The following is a 21,541-nucleotide window of genomic DNA, read 5'->3' on the forward strand; positions in this document are numbered from 1 at the left end:
CGCAGGACTCTGGTTGTGCTCACCTGCCTCGTGCTCGTGGCCGCGGCCTCGCTGGCCGGTTATGTCTATGTGACCGTCCATGCGTCGCTTCCCGAACTGTCCGGGCAGATCAATGTGTCGGGGCTGCACGGTCGCGTCTCGGTCGTGCGGGACTCCTCGGGTGTGCCCCAGATCTACGCCTCCGATGCGCACGATCTGTTCCTCGCCGAGGGCTATGTCGAGGCGCAGGACCGCTTCTGGCAGATGGACGTGCAGCGCCACATAAGCTCCGGCCGGCTTGCCGAGATGTTCGGACCCGCAGAGGTCCAGACCGACCGCATCGCACGGACACTGGGCTGGTACCGGGTCGCCCAGCAGGAACTCGGGATGCTGTCGCCGCAGACCACCGGCTACCTCAGCGCCTTCTCCGCCGGCGTCAACACCTATCTCTCCTCGCACAGCGGAGCCGACCTCTCGGTCGAGTACCCGGTGCTCGGCTTCGTCGCCCCGGGTTACCACCCCGGGGAGTGGACTCCGGCCGACTCGGTCTCCTGGCTGAAGGTGATGGCCTGGGACCTCAACTCCAGCATGGGCGACCAGGCGGCGCGCTCGGTGCTTTCCGCGCAGCTGCCGAAGGGCATGGCCGCGGAGCTGTTCGCCGGTTACGACTACCAGAACTGGCCGGTCATCACCAAGGCCTCCGACAGCACCGCCGCCGGCTCGAAGGGCACGTCCCAGGCGGCTGCGCCGCCCTCACCGATGCCGTCGGCCGCCGATACGGTGATCGCGCAGGCGGACTCCATGCGTCAGGCGCTGGTGAGCGTCCTCGGCCAGACGGGTACCGGCATCGGGTCCAACTCCTGGGTGGTTGCCGGAAGCCGGACGACGACCGGCAAGCCGCTGCTCGAGAACGACCCGCACCTCTCGCCCGAACTCCCGAGCGTCTGGTACCAGATCGGGCTGCACTGCACGACGACGGGTGCCGACTGCCCCTTCCAGGTCAGCGGCTTCACGTTCGCGGGTATGCCGGGCGTGGTCATCGGTCACAACCAGGACGTCGCCTGGGGCTTCACCGACCTCGGGGTCGCCGACTCCGACCTGTTCGTCGAGAAGGTCTCCGGAGACCAGTACGAGTACCGGGGGCACGAGGAGGAGCCGATCACCGTCCGCCAGGAGGTGATCGACGTTGCCGGCGGCAAGCCGCAGACGCTGCTCGTCCGATCCACGATCCACGGTCCGCTGATCTCCGATGTCATGAAGATGGCCAAGCAGGTGCTCGCACTCGGCGCCGGACCGGGCAAGGCACCGGGCGGTGCGGGCTACGCTGCGGCTCTGCGCTGGACCGCGCTGGATCCGGCGGCGACCATGGACGCCCTCTTCGAGCTCGATCTGGCGAAGGACTGGCCCACTTTCCGCAACGCCGCCGAGCACTTCGCCTCCCCGGTGCAGAACATGGTCTACGCGGACCGCCAGGGCAATATCGGCTACCAGACGCCTGGACGCGTCCCCGTACGGAAGGCCGGTGACAGCACCACACCGGTGCCCGGGTGGACCGGAGCCTACGACTGGACCGGCTACATCCCCTTCGACCGGCTGCCGTCGGAGCTGAATCCGTCCCAGGGCTTCATTGTGACGGCCAACAACGCCGTGGTGGGCCCGGACTACCCCTACCTCATCACCAAGGACTGGGGCACCGGCTACCGGGCCGCACGGATCTCCCAGCTGATCCAGCAGGCCCCCGGCAAGCTGGACGCCGCCGCGATGGAGCGCATCACCCAGGACGCGTACAACGCCAACGCCGCCTCCCTCGTCCCCGCGCTGCTCCGCGTGCCACTGACCGGAGAAGCACGGGCCGCCCAGGACCTGCTGCGCGGCTGGGACTACCAGCAACCCGCCGACTCGGCACCGGCGGCGTACTTCAACGCCGTCTGGCGGCAGCTGCTCAACCTTGTCTTCACCGACCGCCTGAAGCAGGCCGGCCTGGATCCCTACACCTATCCGGACGGCGGGGGCCGGTGGTTCCAGATCGTCGCCAACCTGCTCACGAATCCGGACGACCCCTGGTGGAGCAGTGTGTCGACCGGGACACACGGCCGGGACGCGGTGCTCCGCCTGGCGATGGTGCGCGCCGACACGGAACTGCACAAGCGACTGGGCGGCAAGCCCTCTGACTGGCGCTGGGGCGACCTGCACACCTTGACCCTGCAGAACCCGACACTCGGCACAGAGGGGCCCGCACCGCTCCAGTGGCTGCTGAACAGCGGTCCGTACCCGGTCGGCGGCGGTACGGACATCGTCGACGCCAACGGGTGGAACCCGCAGCAGGGCTACAGCGTGATCTGGGTTCCCTCCATGCGCATGGTGGTGGACCTCTCGAACTTCGACGACTCGCGCTGGATCAACCTCACCGGCGCCTCCGGGCACCCGGCCTCGGACAACTACACCGACCAGACCAAGCTGTGGCTGAAGGGGCAGACCCTCGCCTGGCCGTTCTCCCGCGATGCGGTGGACCGGTCCGCACAACACCGTCTGACCCTGCTCCCGGAACAAGGGAAGACATCGTGACCGTGCATCACCCGGAACGCGCGAGGGCGCGGCTGGACGCCGATGGCCTGCATGCCTCGCTGGGAGCGCCCGAGAGCGAGTCGATGACCTTCCTCAACGAGATAGCCCAGCGCTATCCCGAGGCGATCTCGTTCGCGGCGGGTCGACCGTACGAGGGCTTCCTCGATCTGGATGCGGTCCACCGCTACCTGGACACCTACCGGCGCCACCTCGACGCGAGGACGGGTGGTGACCAGGCCCTGGTGCGCCGGACCCTGCTCCAGTACGGGCGGACCAAGGGCATCATCCACGAGCTGATCGCCGAGTATCTCCTCGTCGACGAGGGCATCGTCGCCGACCCCGAGCACATCGTGGTGACGGTGGGTTGTCAGGAGGCCCTCTATCTGGTGCTGAGGGCACTGCGCAGGGACGCAAAGGACGTGCTGCTGGCGGTGGCCCCCACCTATGTGGGTGCCCACGGCGCGGCGCGGTTGGCCGACCTGCCGGTGCTACCGGTGCCCGACTCCCCCGACGGCCTGTCACCGGCCGACCTGGCCGCCGCCGCCACCGCGGCCCGATCGGCCGGGCTGCGCCCGCGGGCCTGCTACCTGATCCCCGACTTCGCCAACCCCACCGGGGTCAGCCTCAGCGCGGCCCGCCGCAGGGAACTGCTGCGCGTGGCCGAGGAACAGGACCTGCTGCTCCTGGAGGACAACCCCTATGGGATCTTCGGCGACGGTCGGCACGTTCCGACCATGAAGTCGCTGGACGACTCCGACCGCGTGGTCTATCTGGGCTCGTTCGCCAAGACCGGATTGGCGGGAGCGAGGGTCGGCTTCGCGGTCGCGGGCCAGCGCGTGGTCCGCCGGGACGGGTCGGCGAGTTCCGGAACCGGGCACTCCACGCTCTCCGACGAGCTGGCGAAGCTCAAGAGCATGCTCACCGTGAACACCTCCCCGCTGGCGCAGGCGGTGATCGGCGGCAAACTGCTGGAGCACGGCTGCAGTCTGCGGGCCGCCAATGTGCAGGAAACCGCGGTGTACCAGCGCAATCTCCACCTGGTACTGGACGGGCTGGACAGACGCTTCAAGACAGGCGCCGGCGCGACCGCAGCCGTCTCCTGGAACCGGCCCCAGGGCGGCTTCTTCATCCTCGTGGATCTGCCCTTCACCGCAGGTGACGCCGAACTGGAGTCGAGCGCCCGACAGTTCGGGGTGCTCTGGACTCCCCTGCACCACTTCTACGCCGACGGCCTCCCCCGGCAGCGGGTGCGGCTCTCGTTCAGCCATCTCGAACCAGCGGAGATCGACGAGGGACTGGACCGGTTTGCCGCGTTCGTGAGGGCGCAGGACACCACCCGGAACGCGCTGCGAGGAAGGACCCACGCAACGTGATCACCGAAGCCATCGCTGCGGACCTGTCCCATCCCGGGGTGCTCGGCCGCCCGGGCGAGGCCCGTCCCGACCTGTCCGGGACTGCCCGCCTGTTGGGGGTCGGGACCGCGGTGCCACCGCACTCGTACACCCAGACGGAGCTGTTGGAGATCTTCGCGATCCAGGACAGCAAGATCCGGAACGTCTTCACCAACAGCGCCATCGACCGGCGCTTTCTGACCCTCCCCCCGGAAGGACCGGACGGGCGCAGGACCCCGGAGTCCCAGGGCGAGCTGCTCGCCAAGCACAAGACCCAGGCGGTCGACATGGGCGTGCGGGCGATCGAGGCATGCCTGGCCGACTCGGACGCCCGGGCCTCGGACATCGCCTACCTGTGCTGTGTCACGACCACGGGGTTCCTCACTCCGGGGCTCAGCGCGCACCTGATCCGCACCCTCGGCCTGGACCTGCACACCAGCCGCCTGGATGTGGTGGGCATGGGCTGCAATGCCGGCCTCAACGGCCTGAACGCCGTGACCGGATGGGCTCAGGCCAATCCCGGCAGGCTCGCCATGATGGTCTGCACGGAGGCCTGCTCGGCGGCCTACGTCTTCGACGGCACCATGCGGACATCCGTCGTCAACAGTCTCTTCGGGGACGGTGCCGCGGCCGTGGCCGTGCGGGCCGGCGACGACGTCGCGCCCGAGACGCCGCCCGGGCCGCACGTCATGGGCTTTGAGAGCTGCGTCATCACCGAAGCGATCGATGCGATGCGCTACGACTGGGACAACGAGCAGTCCCGGTTCAGCTTCTTCCTCGACCCGGATGTCCCCTACGTCGTGGGAGCGCACGCCGAACTCGTCGTCGACCGCCTGCTGGAATCCGCCGGGCTGAGGCGCAGCGACATCGGGCACTGGCTGGTGCACTCCGGAGGCAAGAAGGTCATCGACGCCGTGAGCGTCAACCTCGGCCTGACCCGCCATGACGTCCGGCACACCACAGGCGTGCTCCGCGACTACGGGAACCTCTCCAGCGGCTCCTTCCTCTTCTCCTACCAGCGTCTGCTCCAGGAGAGCGTGGTCCGCCCCGGCGAGTACGGGGTTCTGATGACCATGGGGCCCGGCTCCACGATCGAGACAGCGCTGATCCGATGGTGACCGGGCGAGCGACGCGGATCGCCTGGGCAACCGGCACAGCCACCACCACGAAGGAATGACTGTGATATCCACGACCACCTTGCTCACCCACGACACCATCGACGGCGCGAGTCCCCTGTCGGAGGCGGCTGTCGCCGCGGTGCACAGCTTCTGCGACCGTGCCGAGGACGGCGACAAGGACCGCCCGCTGGTGCTGCGGCTCTCGGGTGCGCCCGCTCCCGGCCGCAGCGGTCGCACCAGCCTCCGCCTGGTGAACCGCTGGGAGGGAGCGCTGCGCCGACTGGAGCGTCTGCGGGTGGCCACCATCGCGGTGGTGACCGGCGACTGCGGCGGCCCGGCCCTCGAGGCGCTGCTCACCACCGACTACCGCCTGGCCGCCGACGGCAGCCGCCTGGTGCTCTCGGCCTCCGGCGGGGTCTGGCCCGGCATGGGACTGCACCGTCTCGCCAACCAGGTCGGCAGCGGCCGGGCCCGGCGGCATCTCCTGCTCGGCGAGGCGATCACGGCTGACAGGGCGCTGCAGCTCGGTCTCGTGGACGAGCTCACCGCCGACCTCCCGGCTCGCCTGGCCTCGGCCGTCGAGCAGGTCTCCGCTCTCGGCGGCACCGCCCTCGCCGTCCGGCGGCAGCTGATGCTGGAGGCGGGGGCCACCTCCTTCGAGGAGGCCCTGGGACGTCATCTGGCGGCCTGCGACCGGCAGCTCAAGCAGGCCGCGGACGAGGAGGACCAGTCGTGCTGACCGTTGCCGACCCCATGGATCTGCACCACGGTGCCCGCACGCTGGAATCCACCGCACAACGGGTGGACGAGCTGCTGGCCCGGCTGCCCGAGCCGGCCGACCGCAGCCCGGAGCAGCGGCGCCGGGCCGACGCCGCCAAGGACCACGCCAGGACCGTACGCAGTCGCTTTCTGCGCAGTCATGTGCACTCGGTCTACGCACTCCTGACCGACGGCCACAGCGAGCGGCCGCGACTGGACGAACTGGTGGCCGCGGCAGCCGTCGCCTTCCCCGGCCTGGTGCCGACGGACGAGCAGCTCGCGTCCGACCGGGGGCGGCCGCAGGCAGGCAAGGAAGGCTGGGAGATCGACCAGGGGATCTTCCTGCGCCACGTGCTGTCCGCGCCGGACATCGGGCGGCATCTCATGGACTCCATGCTGCGTCCGACCGCCCGGGCCGAGCGGCTGCTCCCCGAGTTCATCCGCTCGGGCCGACTCGAACTCGGTTCGGTCACGATCGAGCGCGACGGCAGCGCCGCACGCCTGACCATGTGCCGCGACGACTGCCTCAACGCGGAGGACAACGGCCAGGTCGAGGACATGGAGACCGCGGTGGACCTGGCGCTGCTCGACCCGGGTGTCCGTGTGGGCACGCTGCGCGGCGGCGTCATGACCCATCCGCGCTACCGGGGCAGGCGGGTCTTCAGCTCCGGCATCAACCTCAAGAGCCTGCACCGGGGGCAGATCTCCCTGGTGGACTTCCTGCTGCGGCGGGAGCTGGGATACATCAGCAAGCTGATGCGCGGGCTGCTCACCGGCGACGAGGAGACCTGGCGTCCCCCCGCCGTCGAGAAGCCCTGGGTCGCCGCGGTGGACTCCTTCGCCATCGGCGGCGGTGCCCAGCTCCTGATGGCCTTCGACCGGGTGCTGGCCGCATCCGACTCCTATCTCAGCCTGCCCGCCGCCCAGGAGGGCATCGTCCCCGGTGCGGGCAACCTGCGGATCGGCCGCCTGGCCGGCGGACGGGTCTCCCGCCAGGTTGTGCTGTGGGGGCGGCGGATCTGGGCCAACGAGCCGGACGCTGCGCTCTTTCTGGACGAGGTGGTGGACTCGTCCGCCCTGGACGGTGCCGTCGACAACGCCCTGGAGCACCTCGACAGCCCCGCCGTCCTGGCCAACCGCCGGATGCTCACCCTTGCCGAGGAGCCGGTCGACGCCTTCCGCTCCTACATGGCCGAGTTCGCTCTGCAGCAGGCGATGCGGCTCTACAGCGAGGACGTCATCGGGAAGGTGGGGCGCTTCTCCGCGAAGGAGCACACCGGATGACGCCGACGGGGCTCACCCGCGTCCGGTACGAGAAGCACGGCCCGGTCGCCCGGGTCACCCTGGACCGGCCCCACTGCCTGAACGCCCTGGATCTGCGGACGCACGAGGAGCTGGGGCTGGTCTGGGACGACTTTGAAGCCGACGACGGGCTGCGGGTGGCGGTGCTCACCGGCGCCGGCGAACGGGCCTTCTCCGCCGGGCAGGATCTGAAGGAGCTGGCCGAGCGGATCCGCAGCGACACCGCGCCGGTGTCCTCCTTCGGGAGCCGGGGCAGGCCCGGGTGGCCGCGGCTCACCGAGCGCTTCGAGCTGACCAAGCCCGTCGTCGCCCGCGTCAACGGCCATGCCTTCGGCGGAGGCTTCGAGCTCGCCCTGGCCTGCGATGTCGTCATCGCCGTCGAGGAGGCCAGGTTCGCACTTCCCGAGGCGAAGTTGGGCCTCATCGCCGGGGCCGGCGGTGTCTTCCGGCTGGCGCGGCAGGCCCCCTCCCGCGTCGCCCTCGGGCATCTGATCACCGGACGGCCGCTCAGCGCCGACCGAGCCTACGAGCTGGGCCTGGTCAACGAGGTCGTTCCGACGGAGGACCTGGATTCCTGCGTGGACGGCTGGGTGGCGGACATCCTTCGCTGCGCACCGCTCGCGGTCAGGGCGGTGAAGCAGGTCGTGGCTGCTTCGGCCCAGCTGCCGCTGAGCGACGCCTTCCAGGCCTCCTACAGCTGGGAGCAGCTAAGGATGTCGAGCCGGGATGCCGTCGAGGGGCCGCTCGCCTTCGTCGAGAAGCGCGAGCCGCGTTGGACCGGGGACTGAACCCGGTCCAAGGTGTCGGCCACCGTCCGGATCACGGCGCTCTCCGCTGTCCCGTTGAGAAAGAAGTGTCCGCCGGGGAAGGACGCCACCTCCGGCGGATGGACGGTCCAGTCCGCCCAGGCCCTCAGCTCGGCGGGGCTGATGTCGTCCTCCGTTCCGCCCAGCACGGTCACCGGCGTCTCCAGCCTGGCCGTGCCGGGTGGGACGAAGCTCTCGCACACCCGGTAGTCCGCGCGCAGGATCGGCAGGATCAGCTCGACCAGCTCGGGTACGGCGAGGACCTCCGGGTCGGTACCGCCCATCTCGCGCAGTCCGGCGACCAGACGCGCATCGTCGTGCTGCGACGAGGGGCGCCGGATCCGGTCGCTGCCGGGGTGGGCGCAGCCGCTCACAAAGAGGTGGGCGGGGCGCCGCCTGTCCGCCGCCTCGCGCCGGGCCGCGAGGCCGAAGGCGAGCAGCGCCCCCATGCTGTGGCCGAACAGGGCGTAGGGCCGGTCGGCATGGTCCCCCAGTACCTCGTCGAGGGCTTCGACGGCCGCCGTGTACTCGGTGATCGGCGTCTCCGCAATGCGCCCCGCGCGTCCTGGGAGCTGGACCAGGACCGGCTCCACGCCGGCGGGCAGCAGGTACGGCCAGGTCCGGTACATGGCTGTGCTGCTCCCCGCCGCATGCAGCAGGTAGAGGCGCAGCTCGGCGTCCGGTCGGGGCGAGGGGAACCGGAGCCAGGAGGCGCGGTCACCGCGGGAGGTCATGAGGCCGCGGCTGTCGAGTGCGGTGGGCAAGGGAGTTCCTCCACTGTCTGGTCCGGATCGGGGTGCCCGGGCCGGCCGCGCAGGCCTCGGGCGGTGAGCGTGAGGCTCGACACGCTGAGTGCGAGTCCGCAGAGGCCGAGGAGCAGCCCGGTTCCATGGCCGGGGCCCACGCCGGTGTATCGGCCCAATGTCCCGGCCAGGGCGCCGTCGCGGCGCAGCAGGGGTTCGAAGACACCGTCCGCAAGTGGTGCAATCAACAGGCAGGCCGCGGGCATGCAGCACTGGACCAGCATCTGCCGGGTCGAGAAGGCCCGGCCGCGCTGGTCGGGATCCACCTCCCGTTGCCAGATCGTCTGAGCGAGTGAGTTGGCCACCGGCAGACTGCAGTAGAGCGCGAAGGCCGCGATGATCACGGTGGGAGGTCTCGGCACCAGGCTGCCCACCGCGACGGCAGTACCCGCGAGGGCGCCCGCGGCTCCGATCCATCTGGCCGGGCGGCCCACCCGTCGGCGAAGTGACATATAGGCACTGCCGGTGATCATGCCCAGCCCACAGCTCGCGGCGATCGCGCCGAGGAGCACGGGCGAACCGTCGTGGGTCGCCAGGATCAGGGGGACCATCAGCACCTGGACCGCCGCGGTCGCCAGGTTCTGGACCACAGCCAGCGCCAGCAGTGAGCGAAGGGTGCGGTTGGCGGCGATCACGGTCCATCCGCCGCCTCTTCGCGGATCCGGTTTTGCTCCGTCGGAGGCCCGGTGCGCCGCCCGCCCGGCTGCGGGCCCCGTGTCACGGCGGAGGGTCACCAGGACAATGCCCGCGGTGATCAGGGAGGTGGCCGCGTCGAGCGCGAGGACGACGGTCAGCCCTGGTTCGGGGAACAGGGCGGCGCCGAGCAGGGGCCCGCAGGTCTGCGCCAACCCGACGGCGAGTTGGACCATGGCGGCCGCCCTGTGCTGCTCGGGGGCGTCGACCAGGTCACCGACCAGGGCTGCCAGCGCCGGCCAGGAGGCCGCAGCGATCAGCGAGTTGACCACCTCCGCGCAGTAGACCGGGATGACGCCGAGGAAGCCCCCGAGCAGAGCGGCCGTCAGCAGTACCGTGGTGAGTGCGGTCAGCAGCTCCGAGGCGGCCAGGACCCGGCTGCGGCGACAGCGGTCGACCAGCCGTCCAGCGAAGGGCGCGGCCAGGATGCCGGGGAGGTAGCCGCAGAGCAGCGACACCGCGAAGCCGGTTGCCGAGCCGGTCTGCTGGTAGACCCAGAGGCTCAGGCAGAATCCGCTCGCTCCGCCGCCGAGCATGGTCAGGGCCAGGCCCGGCCAGATGATGAGGAAACGCTTCACAGTCGGCCTTCTTCCGAGGTGCCCTGCCCGGCATCGAGCCTGGCGAAGAGTTCCGGGCCGATGAGAGCAAGGGCCTGGTGCGTCATCAGGTCCTGATGTGCGGCCGCTACGCCGATCTCCGTCAGCGCGCCGTCCACGTAGGGCGTCCAGTCGGGGAGTGGCCGCTCCGGTCCGCCCTGGGCGCGGAAGAGCACGGTGTCCACGGGGACGGGCTGCGGACGGTAGCCCGTCAGCAGACGGTGGTGGTTGAGCGCGACCGCCACCTCCCGGTCGACGGGCGAGCCGGCGGATTCCTTCCCGAGCACACTCGCCACTTCTTCCGGGACGGACGTCTCCTCGGACTCGGGCAGGCCGGGGTGCGCGTCCAGAAGCGCGAGGAACTCGACCTGCTCGCCCTGTTGGGCCAGCTGACCGGCGATGCGGTGCGCCACCGTACCGCCGTAGGACCAGCCGAGCAGTCGGTAGGGCCCTGCGGGCCGGATCCGGCGGATCTCAGCGAGGTACCCCGCCGCGGCCTCGTCGAGCGACCCCGGAAGTTCGCCGTCGCTCGCAAGCCCCGGTGCCTGGAGTGCGTGGACCGGTACCCCCTCGGGGATGTGCGGGAGGAGCGGTTCGTAGACCCAGCCCACCCCGGTGCCCGGGGGCAGCAGGAACAGCGGGTTCTGCCCGCCCGTCTCCCGCAGGGTGAGCACCGGAGCCTCGTAGCCCCCGGTCGGAGCCGAACCGTCGGTGGTGTGGGTGAGGTCGGTGGTGAGGGTGGCGGGGGTGGGGTGGTGGAAGAGGGTGCGCAGGGGGAGGTCCATGCGCAGGGTGGTGCGGATGCGGGTGGTGAGTTTGATGGCGAGGAGGGAGTGTCCGCCCAGGTCGAAGAAGTTGTCGTCGAGTCCGACGCGGTCCAGGCCGAGGGTTTCGGCGAAGAGCCGGCAGAGTGTCTGCTCCAGGGGTGTCTGGGGGGCCCGGTAGGCGGTGCCGACGGTGTACGTGGGGGCGGGCAGGGCCTTGCGGTCGAGCTTGCCGTTGGGGGTGAGCGGGATCCCGTCGATGGTCACAAAGGCGGCGGGGATCATGTAGGAGGGCAGCTGCCGGGCCAGCGGGCCGGTGTCGGGCGTCTGCCCGGGGACCGGGACCAGATAGCCGACCAGGCGCTTGTCACCGGGCTGCTCCTCGCGGACGGTGACCAGGGCCTGGGCCACGCCGGGGCACTGGGCCAGCGCGGCCTCCACCTCGCCCGGCTCGATCCGGAAGCCGCGGATCTTGACCTGGCCGTCGATCCGGCCGACGAAGTCCAGGCAGCCGTCCTGGCGCCAGCGGGCCAGGTCACCCGTGCGGTACATCCGCCCGCCCGCCGGCCCGTGCGGGTCGGGCAGAAACGCCCCGGCGGTCAGGCCCGGACGGCCCAGATACCCGCGGGCCACCCCGGTACCGGCCAGATACAACTCACCGGCCACCCCCGGCGCCACCGGACGCAACCGCCCGTCCAGCACATACGCCCGCACATCATCCATCGGCCGACCGATCGGCACGGCTGCGACCACGGACCCCGGGTCGTCCAGACGTTGCTGGGTCGAGAAGAGCGTGGTCTCCGTCGGGCCATAGGTGCTGCGGACCACCGTGCCGGGGCATGCGCGAAGCAGTCGGCGGACCGCCTCGGGAGAGATGACGTCCCCGCCGGTCAGCACCTCGCGCAGGCCTGCGAAGGCCTCGGGGCTGTCCTCGGCCAGGGTCCGGAACAGGCCCGCGGTCATCAGCACACTGGTCAGACCGCCCACCGACACCAGTCGCGTGAGCAACCCGGCGTCCAGTTCGCCGGGCGGGGCCACGACGATCCGGCCTCCGGTCACCAACGGCACCCACAGCTCGTACGTGGAGGAGTCGAAGGCCACCGGTGAGTGCAGCAGTACGCGATGCTCCTGTTCTCCCGCCCAGGTGCGGTCGAGGACGAAGGAGGCCAGCGCCCGATGGCTGATCCCGATCCCCTTGGGCCGCCCCGTGGACCCCGACGTGAACATCACATACGCCAACTGATCCGCCAGCACCCGCGGAACACCGGACCCCAGCCCGGCCCCCGCCAGCGTCACATCCTCATCCACCTCCACCACCGACACACCCGCCGGCAGCAACCCGTGCACCTCATGCCCCGCAAACGAGGCATCCGTCAGCAACAACCGCGCCCCGGTCTCCGCCAGCACCACCGCCATCCGCTCCCCCGGCGAACCCGGATGCAACGGCACATACGCACCCCCCGCCTTCAGCACCGCCAGCAGCGACACCACCAGCTCCAACGACCGCTGCTGCAGCACCCCCACCGGACTCTCCGCCACCACACCCGACGCCACCAGCAACCCCGCCAGCACATCACTGCGCCGATCAAGCTCCCGATACGTCAACTCCCGCCCCTCGAACACCACCGCCACCGCATCCGGAGACCGCACCACCTGCGCACGGAACAACTCCGGCAACGAGAGCGGAGCGCTCTCCAGCTCCTTGCCCTGCCAGCCGGAGGCCAGCAGCGCCCGATACTCCGCACTGTTCAGCTCGATGTCGCCCAGCGGCAGGTCAGGCCGTTCGGAGGCGGACTCGAGCAGGCGCCCCAGCTGGGCGGCGAACTGCTCGGCGTCCCGGTCGGTGAAGCGGCCGGCCCCGAAGGCGAGGCCGCCCTCGATGCCGTCGGGGCGTCCGTCGGGAGTGTGGGTCTCCGCGAAGGTGAAACTCAGGTCGAACTTGGCCGCACCCGCGCCGGCCACCGTCACCGGCTCCACCTCGAGCCCCTCCAGCACAAGGTCACCCACCGCATTGTTCTGCAGCGTCAGCGCCACCTGGAACAACGGATGCCGCCCCGAGGAACGATCCGGATTCACCTCCTCCACCACCCGCTCGAACGGCACATCCTGATGCGCCTGCGCATCCAACGCCACCCCACGCGCCCGCCCCACCAGCCCACGGAAACTCGGATCACCCGACACATCCGTCCGCAACACCAACGTGTTCACAAAGAACCCGATCAGATCAGCCAGACCCTCATCCGTCCGACCCGCCACCACCGTCCCCAACGGCACATCCACACCCGCACCCGAACGCGACAGCAACGCCGCCACACCCGCCTGCAACACCATGAACAACGTCGCCCGCTCCTGCCGCGCCAACCCCACCAGACGCCCATGCGTCACCGCATCGAGCCGGAAGGAGACCTCTCCGCCGGGCAGCCGGGATGCGGGCAGGCCGCTTGCGGTGCCGGGAAGACCGATCTCCTGGGGTATGCCGGTGAGGGTGTCGCGCCAGAAGGCCAGCTGCCGCCCCGCCACACTCTCCGGATCCCCCTCATCCCCCAACAGCTCACGCTGCCACACCGCATAATCCGCATACTGCACCGGCAACGGCTCCCACCCCGGCACCCCACCCCCACAACGAGCCCCGTACGCCACCGCAAGATCCCGCCCCAACGGACCCACCGACCAACCATCACCAGCAATGTGATGCACCACCACCACCAGCACATGGTCATCCACCCCCAACCGGAACAACCGCGCCCGCACCGGCACCTCCACCGACAGATCAAACGGCAAACCAACCACCCCACCGATCAACCCCGGCAACTCCACCTCACCGCACTCCACCACCTCCAACCCCGGCACCGAACCAGACCCCACCGGCAACACCCGCTGCACCGCAACCCCACCCGAATCCACCACCAACGTCCGCAACACCTCATGACGCCCCACCACATCACCCAACGCCGCACCCAACGCCCCCACATCCACACCACCACGCAACCGCAACACAAACGGCAACGTGTAACCCGAACGCCCCTCCCCCAACACCTCCTGAAACCACAACCGCCGCTGCGCAAACGACAACGGCACATCACCCGACCGCACCCCCGCCACCAGAACCGGACGGGAGTCCCCGTCGGTGGTGTGGGTGAGGTCGGTGGTGAGGGTGGCGGGGGTGGGGTGGTGGAAGAGGGTGCGCAGGGGGAGGTCCATGCGCAGGGTGGTGCGGATGCGGGTGGTGAGTTTGATGGCGAGGAGGGAGTGTCCGCCCAGGTCGAAGAAGTTGTCGTCGAGTCCGACGCGGTCCAGGCCGAGGGTTTCGGCGAAGAGCCGGCAGAGTGTCTGCTCCAGGGGTGTCTGGGGGGCCGGTAGGCGGTGCCGACGGTGTACGTGGGGGCGGGCAGGGCCTTGCGGTCGAGCTTGCCGTTGGGGGTGAGCGGGATCCCGTCGATGGTCACAAAGGCGGCGGGGATCATGTAGGAGGGCAGCTGCCGGGCCAGCGGGCCGGTGTCGGGCGTCTGCCCGGGGACCGGGACCAGATAGCCGACCAGGCGCTTGTCACCGGGCTGCTCCTCGCGGACGGTGACCAGGGCCTGGGCCACGCCGGGGCACTGGGCCAGCGCGGCCTCCACCTCGCCCGGCTCGATCCGGAAGCCGCGGATCTTGACCTGGCCGTCGATCCGGCCGACGAAGTCCAGGCAGCCGTCCTGGCGCCAGCGGGCCAGGTCACCCGTGCGGTACATCCGCCCGCCCGCCGGCCCGTGCGGGTCGGGCAGAAACGCCCCGGCGGTCAGGCCCGGACGGCCCAGATACCCGCGGGCCACCCCGGTACCGGCCAGATACAACTCACCGGCCACCCCCGGCGCCACCGGACGCAGCCGCCCGTCCAGCACATACGCCCGCACATCATCCATCGGCCGACCGATCGGCACGGTGCTCTCGGGCCGGTAAGGGGCCTCGATGAGCAGTTGGGTGTTCATGACCGTGGTCTCGGTCGGGCCGTAGATGTTTCGCACGACGGTGTCGGGAGAGGCCGCCAGCAGGCGGGCCACCGCATGCGGTGAGACGACGTCCCCGCCGGTCAGCACCTCGCGCAGGCCGGTGAACGCCTCGGGCTCCTCCTCCGCCAGGGTCCGGAACAGACCTGCGGTGATCATGCTGGTGGTCACTCCGTACTGCGCGATGAGCCGCTGCAGGGTCGCGGCGTCCAGTTCGCCGGGCGGGGCCACGACGATCCGGCCGCCGGTCACCAACGGCACCCACAGCTCGTACACCGAGACGTCGAAGGAGACCGGCGACTGCAGCAGGAAACGCTGGTCGCCACGATCGGCCCAGGTGCGGTCGAGGACGAAGGAGGCCAGCGCCCGGTGGCTGATCCCGATCCCCTTGGGCCGCCCCGTGGACCCGGACGTGAACATCACATACGCCAACTGGTCCGCCAGCACCCGCGGAACACCGCACTCCAGCCCGGCCCCCGCCAGCGTCACCGCCTCGTCCACCTCCACCACCGACACACCCGCCGGCAGCAACCCGTGCACCTCATGCCCCGCAAACGAGGCATCCGTCAGCAACAACCGCGCCCCGGTCTCCGCCAGCACCACCGCCATCCGCTCCCCCGGCGAACCCGGATGCAACGGCACATACGCACCCCCCGCCTTCAGCACCGCCAGCAGCGACACCACCAGCTCCAACGACCGCTGCTGCAGCACCCCCACCGGACTCTCCGCCACCACACCCGACGCCACCAGCAACCCCGCCAGCACATCACTGCGCCGATCAAGCTCCCGATACGTCAACTCCCGCCCCTCGAACACCACCGCCACCGCATCCGGAGACCGCACCACCTGCGCACGGAACAACTCCGGCAACGACACCGCGGTGTCCACCCCGTCCGCACCGCGGCCGAGGGCCAGCAGTTCCTCCGTCTCCGACGGGCTCATCAGCTCGATCCGGCTGATCGGCAGTTCAGGCCGCGCCGCCGCGTCGGCGAGCAGCCGCCGCAGTCCCCGGGTGAGCTGTTCGACGACGACGTCGGGCAGGAGCCCTTCCGGATACTCCACGACAGCCTCGATGCCGTCGGGGCGTCCGTCGGGAGTGTGGGTCTCCGCGAAGGTGAAACTCAGGTCGAACTTGGCCGCACCCCCGCCGGCCACCGTCACCGGCTCCACCTCGAGCCCCTCCAGCACAAGGTCACCCACCGCATTGTTCTGCAGCGTCAGCGCCACCTGGAACAACGGATGCCGCCCCGAGGAACGATCCGGATTCACCTCCTCCACCACCCGCTCGAACGGCACATCCTGATGCGCCTGCGCATCCAACGCCACCCCACGCGCCCGCCCCACCAGCCCACGGAAACTCGGATCACCCGACACATCCGTCCGCAACACCAACGTGTTCACAAAGAACCCGATCAGATCAGCCAGACCCTCATCCGTCCGACCCGCCACCACCGTCCCCAACGGCACATCCACACCCGCACCCGAACGCGACAGCAACGCCGCCACACCCGCCTGCAACACCATGAACAACGTCGCCCGCTCCTGCCGCGCCAACCCCACCAGACGCCCATGCGTCACCGCATCGACGGAGAAGGCCGACACCACGGCTTCACCTCCGGCCGTCCCCGACGACCGGACTCCGGGCAGGGTCAGCGACTCCGGCATGCCGGTGAGGGTGTCGCGCCAGAAGGCCAGCTGCCGCCCCGCCACACTCTCCGGATCGGTCTCGTCCCCCAACAGCTCACGCTGCCACACCGCATAATCCGCATACTGCACCGGCAACGGCTCCCACCCCGGCACCCCACCCCCACAACGAGCCCCGTACGCCACCGCAAGATCCCGCCCCAACGGACCCACCGACCAACCATCACCAGCAATGTGATGCACCACCACCACCAGCACATGGTCATCCACCCCCAACCGGAACAACCGCGCCCGCACCGGCACCTCCACCGACAGATCAAACGGCAGACCAACCACCCCACCGATCAACCCCGGCAACTCCACCTCACCGCACTCCACCACCTCCAACCCCGAAACCCCACCAGACCCCACCGGCAACACCCGCTGCACCGCAACCCCACCCGACTCCACCACCAACGTCCGCAACACCTCATGACGCCCCACCACATCACCCAACGCCGCACCCAACGCCCCCACATCCACACCACCACGCAACCGCAACACAAACGGCAACGTGTAACCCGAACGCCCCTCCCCCAACACCTCCTGAAACCACAACCGCCGCTGCGCAAACGACAACGGCACATCACCCGACCGCACCCCCGCCACCAGAACCGGACGGGAACGCTCGCGCAGCCCGGCGGCCAGGCCCGCGACGGTCGGCGCCTCGAAGACCTCCTTGAGCGAGAGCTCCTTCCCGGTCAGCACACGGAGGCGGCTGATCAGCCGGATCGCGAGCAGTGAGTGCCCACCCAGGTCGAAGAAGTCGTCCTGGACGCCCACCTGTCCCACTCCGAGCAGTTCGGTGAAGGCCTGAGCCACCGACTGCTCGTCCTCGTCGCGGGGCGCCGGACCGGAGCCGGTGTGCACCACCTGGGCAGGCTCGGGGAGGGCCCGGACGTCGAGCTTGCCGTGCGCCGTCATCGGCATGGCGTCCAGCCGGGTGAGCGAGGCGGGGACCAGGTACACCGGGAGCCGGCTCCGAAGTTCCGCAAGCAGAGCGGCCTCGTCGACCCCGGGCTCGGCCACCGCGTAGGCAGCGAGGACCTGCTCCCCCTCCGGGGTCCGCCGCGCCACAACGGCCGCACGCCGCACACCGGGCAGCGCCGCCAGCGCGGCCTCGGCCTCTCCGGGCTCCACCCGGACGCCCCGGATCTTGACCTGGTCGTCCAGGCGGCCGAGGAACTCGACGGTCCCGTCGTCCCGGCGCCGCACCAGGTCGCCGGTGCGGTACATGCGCCGACCCGCCGGCCCGTAGGGGTCGGGCAGGAATGCGCCCGCGGTACGCCCGGCGCGGCCGAGATAACCGCGCGCCAGACCGGGTCCGGCCAGAAACAGCTCACCTGCCGTCCCCGGCAGCACCGGCTCAAGCCGGCTGTCCAGCACATAGGCGTGAACATGGGCGAGGGGAAGCCCGAGCGGCACGGAGGCGGTGGTCTCGGGGCGCTGCGCGTCGAGGCGGTGGGTCAGCACGCCGACCGTCGCCTCGGTGGGACCGTAGTGGTTGGTCACCGAGCACTCCGCAGCGGCCACCAGCTCGTTGGCCCAGCCCGACGGCGAGGCCTCACCGCCGACGATGAGACTGCGCCTCGGCAGGATCCGCCGGGTCTCCCCGCCCGACTGGAGGGCCCTCAGGTGGGACGGGCTGATCTTCAGGTGGTCGATCGGGTGCTCCGCGCAGTAGTCGGCGAAGCGGACCCCGTCCAGGGCGATCTCCGGGGGGAGCATGTGCAGGGTGCCGCCGCCGAGCAACGCGGCGTACAGGAAGGTTCCGCACGAGTCGAACGTCATGGCCTGCACCATCGCGAAGCTGCCCGCAGGGTCGATGTCGGTCGCGGTCACCACGGCGTGGGCGTAGGCGATGACCTGCTGGTGCTCGACCACGACGCCCTTGGGCCGCCCCGACGACCCGGAGGTGTAGAGCACATACGCCGCGAGTCCGGCGCCCGCCGCCCCCGAGGGCAGCGGCGGTACCTCCCCCCGGTCCAGCACCGCGGCGTCGGGGGTGGGCTCCTGGTCCGCGACGACCAGGACCGGGCATCCCGGGTCGGCGAGCCGGGACGCCGTGGCGACCGAGGCGACGCAGGCCACCGGCTGGGCGTCGTCCAGGATGAGTCGGGTCCTGACCGACGGCTGCTCCGGGTCGATGGGAACATAGGCGGCCCCTGCCTTGAGAATTCCGAGAATCCCCACGACCGTCCCGGGCGAGCGGTCGACCGCGACAGCCACCCGCGCCTCGGCGCGCACCCCGGCCGCGTACAGCCGAAGGGCCAGCTCTGAGCTGCGCCGGTCGAGCTCGCGGTAGCTGAGGGAACCCTGCGGCCCGCGCACGGCCGTGGCGTCCGGCGTGCGTCGCACCTGCTCGGCGAAGAGCGCCGGGACCGTCGTCACCGGTTCCGGGCCGAGCACCGGGTTGTGCCCGTACAACTGCTCCTCCCGGCCGGCGGCGGAGAACAGGTCGAACTCCCGCACCCTGGTCCCGGGTTGCTGTGCCGCCCGGCACAGCACGGCGGCGAAGGCATGGGCGAAGTGGGAAGCCGAGAGGTCCGAGCAGGCACCCTTGTCGTAGGTGAGGGTGAGGCTCAGCTCCTCCCCACGATCGGAGAGGGTCACGGTCAGGTCGCGCTTGGACATGATCGGGACCGCGTCCGGCAGCGGCAGGAACGACAGATCCGCATCGCCTTCCGAGGCGGCGTACGCCTCGGTCCGGTCCTCGTCCATCACCAGCATCACCGGGTGCAGCAGCCCGCCGTCCAGGATCCGCTCCTCCCGCAGGCGGCGTTCGACCGCCGCGAAGGGGACGTCCTGGTGGAGGAGGTCCGACCGGGTCAGGTCCCGGACCCTGAGCAGGAGGTCCTGGAACCGCTCCGCGGGATCGACCTCGGCCCGCAGCACCAGTGTGTTGACGAAGTAGCCGATGAGTCCCTGGAGCTCGGCACGGTCGCGCCCGCCCACCGGGGTGCCCACGGCCACGTCGGAGGAGCCGCCCGCCCGGGAGACCAGGCAGTACAGAGCCGCGAGGGCGGCGACGAACACGGTCGTCCCGTGGCGTCGGGCCAGCGCCCGTACCGCCGCGGACTCCTGCCGTCCCAGGGGGAGGGACAGCAGGCCCGCGCCCCGGTCGCCGAGTTCCCCCCGCCCACCGGCAGGCGGCGGGAACAGCGGCTGCTGCCGCAGGCCGGACAGCCGCTCACGCCAGTGGCCGACGCTGCGTGCGAAGGCCGGCAGCTGCTCCTGCTCCTGCTGCCAGACCGCGTAGTCGCCGAACTGGACCTCCAGGTCGGGCAGGACCGGGCGGCCGTCCGTCAGGAGTGCGCGGTAGAGCGTGCCCACCTCGGCCAGCAGGACCGCGATCGACCAGGCGTCCGCGACCAGGTGGTGGACGGTCACCGCGAGCACCCTGCGGCGCTCGCCCAGGCGGAGCACCCGCGCCCGCAGCAGCGGGCCGTTCGCGAGGTCGAAGGGGGCCGCCGCCTCGGCCGCCAGAGCGAGGCGCACCGCCTCGTCCTGGCCCTCGGCGCCGCGCAGATCGGTTTCCAGCAGATCGGTCTCCGGCAGCTCGAACGCGGATCCGTCGCCGACCAGCTGCCCCGGTCGGCCCTCGCCGTCGACGAAGACCGTGGTGCGCAGCGACTCATGACGGGCGATCACCTGGCGGAAGGCCTCGGCGAGAAGCCGCGTGTCCAGCTCTCCCTCGACGGCGGCGGCCATCGGGATGTTGTACGCGTTCGACTCCGGGTCCAGCTGCTGGGCCAGCCAGAGCTGCTCCTGGGCGGCGGTGAGCGGGACCAGGACTCCGGTGGCACGCCGTCCGATGCCGCGCGGAGGCACCCGACCGGCGAGGCGCTCGCGCAGCCGGGCTTCCAGCCGTGCCCGCTGCTCGGGCGAGAGCTGGGCGATACGCTCCGCGGTCGCGCCCTGACGGGCGCTGGCCTGCCGGTCCTGACGAGCTTCGATCGGGGTGCTCACGGGGTGCCTCCGGAGATCTGGGCGGCGCCGCCGGCGCCGGCCCCGGGCGGGGGGTTCGAGGGTGGGGTGGGTCAGAAGAGGATGCGGGACTCGGCGCGGTGCCGGGCGTCCCGGGACCTGCGCAGGTCGCGCACCACGTTGACCCGCTTCAGCCAGCGGTCGGTGCCGTCGAAGCGCGCCTTGAAGGCCTGGCGTCCGTGGACCGCGCGATAGTTGTCGACGAAGAGCACGTCGCCGGGGGCCAGCGCGGCGCCCGTCAGCTTGGCGTCGACCTCGTCGCAGAAGCGCCGCAGCGCCGCCGAGGCCTCGGGGTCGGACTGCGCCAGCCGCTCGAGGTCCATGAAGTACGGGTCAAGGCAGAGGTACGGGTCGTGCGGCGCGCCGAAGAGCACCGGGACCGGGGTCGGTGACTCCCGCATCTCCTTGATCCGCTGGTAGGCGCGGTCGAGCAGCTCCGAAGCGCCGGGCAGCGCGCGGCCGGGGCCGCTGTCCAGCATCTGCAGGTGGGAGTTGTCCGGCAGGATCTCGTACCGTGCCTGTGCCAGCACCTCGCGGTCCCGGTCCGAGATCTCCAGGTCGGCGATCCCGGCGAAGGTCGTGGGCACCTGGTCCGGATTGCGCAGGCACAGCAGACCCACGTAGTCGCCGCGGTAGGGGTGGAAGGCGTCCTCGACGTGCCACCAGATGGTCTGCTCGCTTCCGGTGCCGATCTGCTCCTGCTCGTGTCCCTTGATCGGGAGGACGTCGTGCACCAGGTAGCCGTCCTGCTGGGTGGCCCAGCCGAAGGGGTCGCCGAGGACGGCGGAGCAGAGCATCAGATAGAGCTCTTCCCGCAGTGCGGGGGAGACGCCGGAGCGCTGCGACCAGTGCTCGGGGGTGGCGCCGATGGTCTGCTGGGAGACGTGGTGGCCGGAGACGACGCACACGGGCGCCGGCTCGATGAGCCGGAAGTCGGCGAGGAAGCGGCGCAGACCGAGGGGCAGCCGGTGGGCCACCACGGGCAGTTCGCGCAGCAGCTCGGGGTCCTCCACCGAGTGGTAGCGCTGTGTCAGCTCGTCCAGCAGGCCGTCGATCTGATCGGACTCGGTTGTGCTCAGACTGTGTCGATACACGATTCGCCTCGGCGC

Annotated in this window: 10 protein-coding genes and 1 pseudogene; 6 read left to right on the forward strand and 5 right to left on the reverse strand. The window is 70.7% G+C overall.

The window, feature by feature from the left end:
- Positions 1–15 precede the first annotated feature (15 nt).
- The 6 genes from AB0761_RS04930 to dpgD are packed head-to-tail and all read left to right on the forward strand — an operon-like array spanning position 16 to position 7,902.
- Positions 16–2,544, forward strand: a complete 2,529-nt coding sequence (locus AB0761_RS04930) for a penicillin acylase family protein (RefSeq protein WP_377267720.1) — start codon at positions 16–18, stop codon at positions 2,542–2,544.
- The gene (locus AB0761_RS04935; protein ID WP_377267721.1) at positions 2,541–3,917 is read left to right on the forward strand and encodes a PLP-dependent aminotransferase family protein; all 1,377 of its coding nucleotides are present in this window, start codon (positions 2,541–2,543) and stop codon (positions 3,915–3,917) included. Before AB0761_RS04930 ends, AB0761_RS04935 begins: the two co-directional genes overlap by 4 nt.
- Positions 3,917–5,053: a 3,5-dihydroxyphenylacetyl-CoA synthase DpgA gene (gene dpgA / locus AB0761_RS04940; RefSeq protein WP_377273936.1), complete on the forward strand. Its 1,137-nt coding sequence runs from the start codon at positions 3,917–3,919 to the stop codon at positions 5,051–5,053. The genes AB0761_RS04935 and dpgA overlap by 1 nt, the downstream gene beginning before the upstream one ends.
- Before the next feature lie 55 nt (positions 5,054–5,108).
- Positions 5,109–5,792 carry an enoyl-CoA-hydratase DpgB gene (gene dpgB, locus AB0761_RS04945; protein ID WP_377267722.1) on the forward strand — a complete coding sequence of 228 codons (684 nt, stop codon included), beginning with the start codon at positions 5,109–5,111 and terminating at the stop codon, positions 5,790–5,792.
- A 14-nt stretch (positions 5,793–5,806) separates the two neighbouring features.
- On the forward strand, positions 5,807–7,096 hold the full coding sequence (gene dpgC / locus AB0761_RS04950) for a (3,5-dihydroxyphenyl)acetyl-CoA 1,2-dioxygenase DpgC (RefSeq protein WP_377273937.1): 1,290 nt from the start codon (positions 5,807–5,809) through the stop codon (positions 7,094–7,096).
- Complete coding sequence (gene dpgD / locus AB0761_RS04955) at positions 7,093–7,902, forward strand: enoyl-CoA-hydratase DpgD (protein WP_377267723.1); 810 nt, start codon at positions 7,093–7,095, stop codon at positions 7,900–7,902. The genes dpgC and dpgD overlap by 4 nt, the downstream gene beginning before the upstream one ends.
- On the opposite strand, the gene AB0761_RS04960 is transcribed toward dpgD, so the two are convergent.
- From AB0761_RS04960 to gntD, 5 genes and pseudogenes are all read right to left on the reverse strand, one after another.
- Positions 7,806–8,684, reverse strand: a complete 879-nt coding sequence (locus AB0761_RS04960; RefSeq protein WP_377267724.1) for a thioesterase II family protein — start codon at positions 8,682–8,684, stop codon at positions 7,806–7,808. The two genes, dpgD and AB0761_RS04960, sit on opposite strands and share 97 nt — an antisense overlap.
- On the reverse strand, positions 8,651–9,994 hold the full coding sequence (locus AB0761_RS04965; RefSeq protein ID WP_377267725.1) for an MFS transporter: 1,344 nt from the start codon (positions 9,992–9,994) through the stop codon (positions 8,651–8,653). Before AB0761_RS04965 ends, AB0761_RS04960 begins: the two co-directional genes overlap by 34 nt.
- Positions 9,991–14,115 (reverse strand): amino acid adenylation domain-containing protein, encoded by a 4,125-nt coding sequence (locus AB0761_RS04970; RefSeq protein WP_377273938.1) that lies wholly within the window; start codon positions 14,113–14,115, stop codon positions 9,991–9,993. Before AB0761_RS04970 ends, AB0761_RS04965 begins: the two co-directional genes overlap by 4 nt.
- 80 nt (positions 14,116–14,195) lie before the next feature.
- Positions 14,196–20,414: pseudogene (locus tag AB0761_RS04975) on the reverse strand (amino acid adenylation domain-containing protein); the annotation flags it as partial.
- A gap of 71 nt (positions 20,415–20,485) precedes the next feature.
- Positions 20,486–21,526, reverse strand: a complete 1,041-nt coding sequence (gene gntD / locus AB0761_RS04980; RefSeq protein ID WP_377267726.1) for a guanitoxin biosynthesis L-enduracididine beta-hydroxylase GntD — start codon at positions 21,524–21,526, stop codon at positions 20,486–20,488.
- Positions 21,527–21,541: the final 15 nt, after the last annotated feature.

Source organism: Peterkaempfera podocarpi (assembly GCF_042466665.1).
Taxonomy (GTDB): domain Bacteria; phylum Actinomycetota; class Actinomycetes; order Streptomycetales; family Streptomycetaceae; genus Peterkaempfera; species Peterkaempfera podocarpi.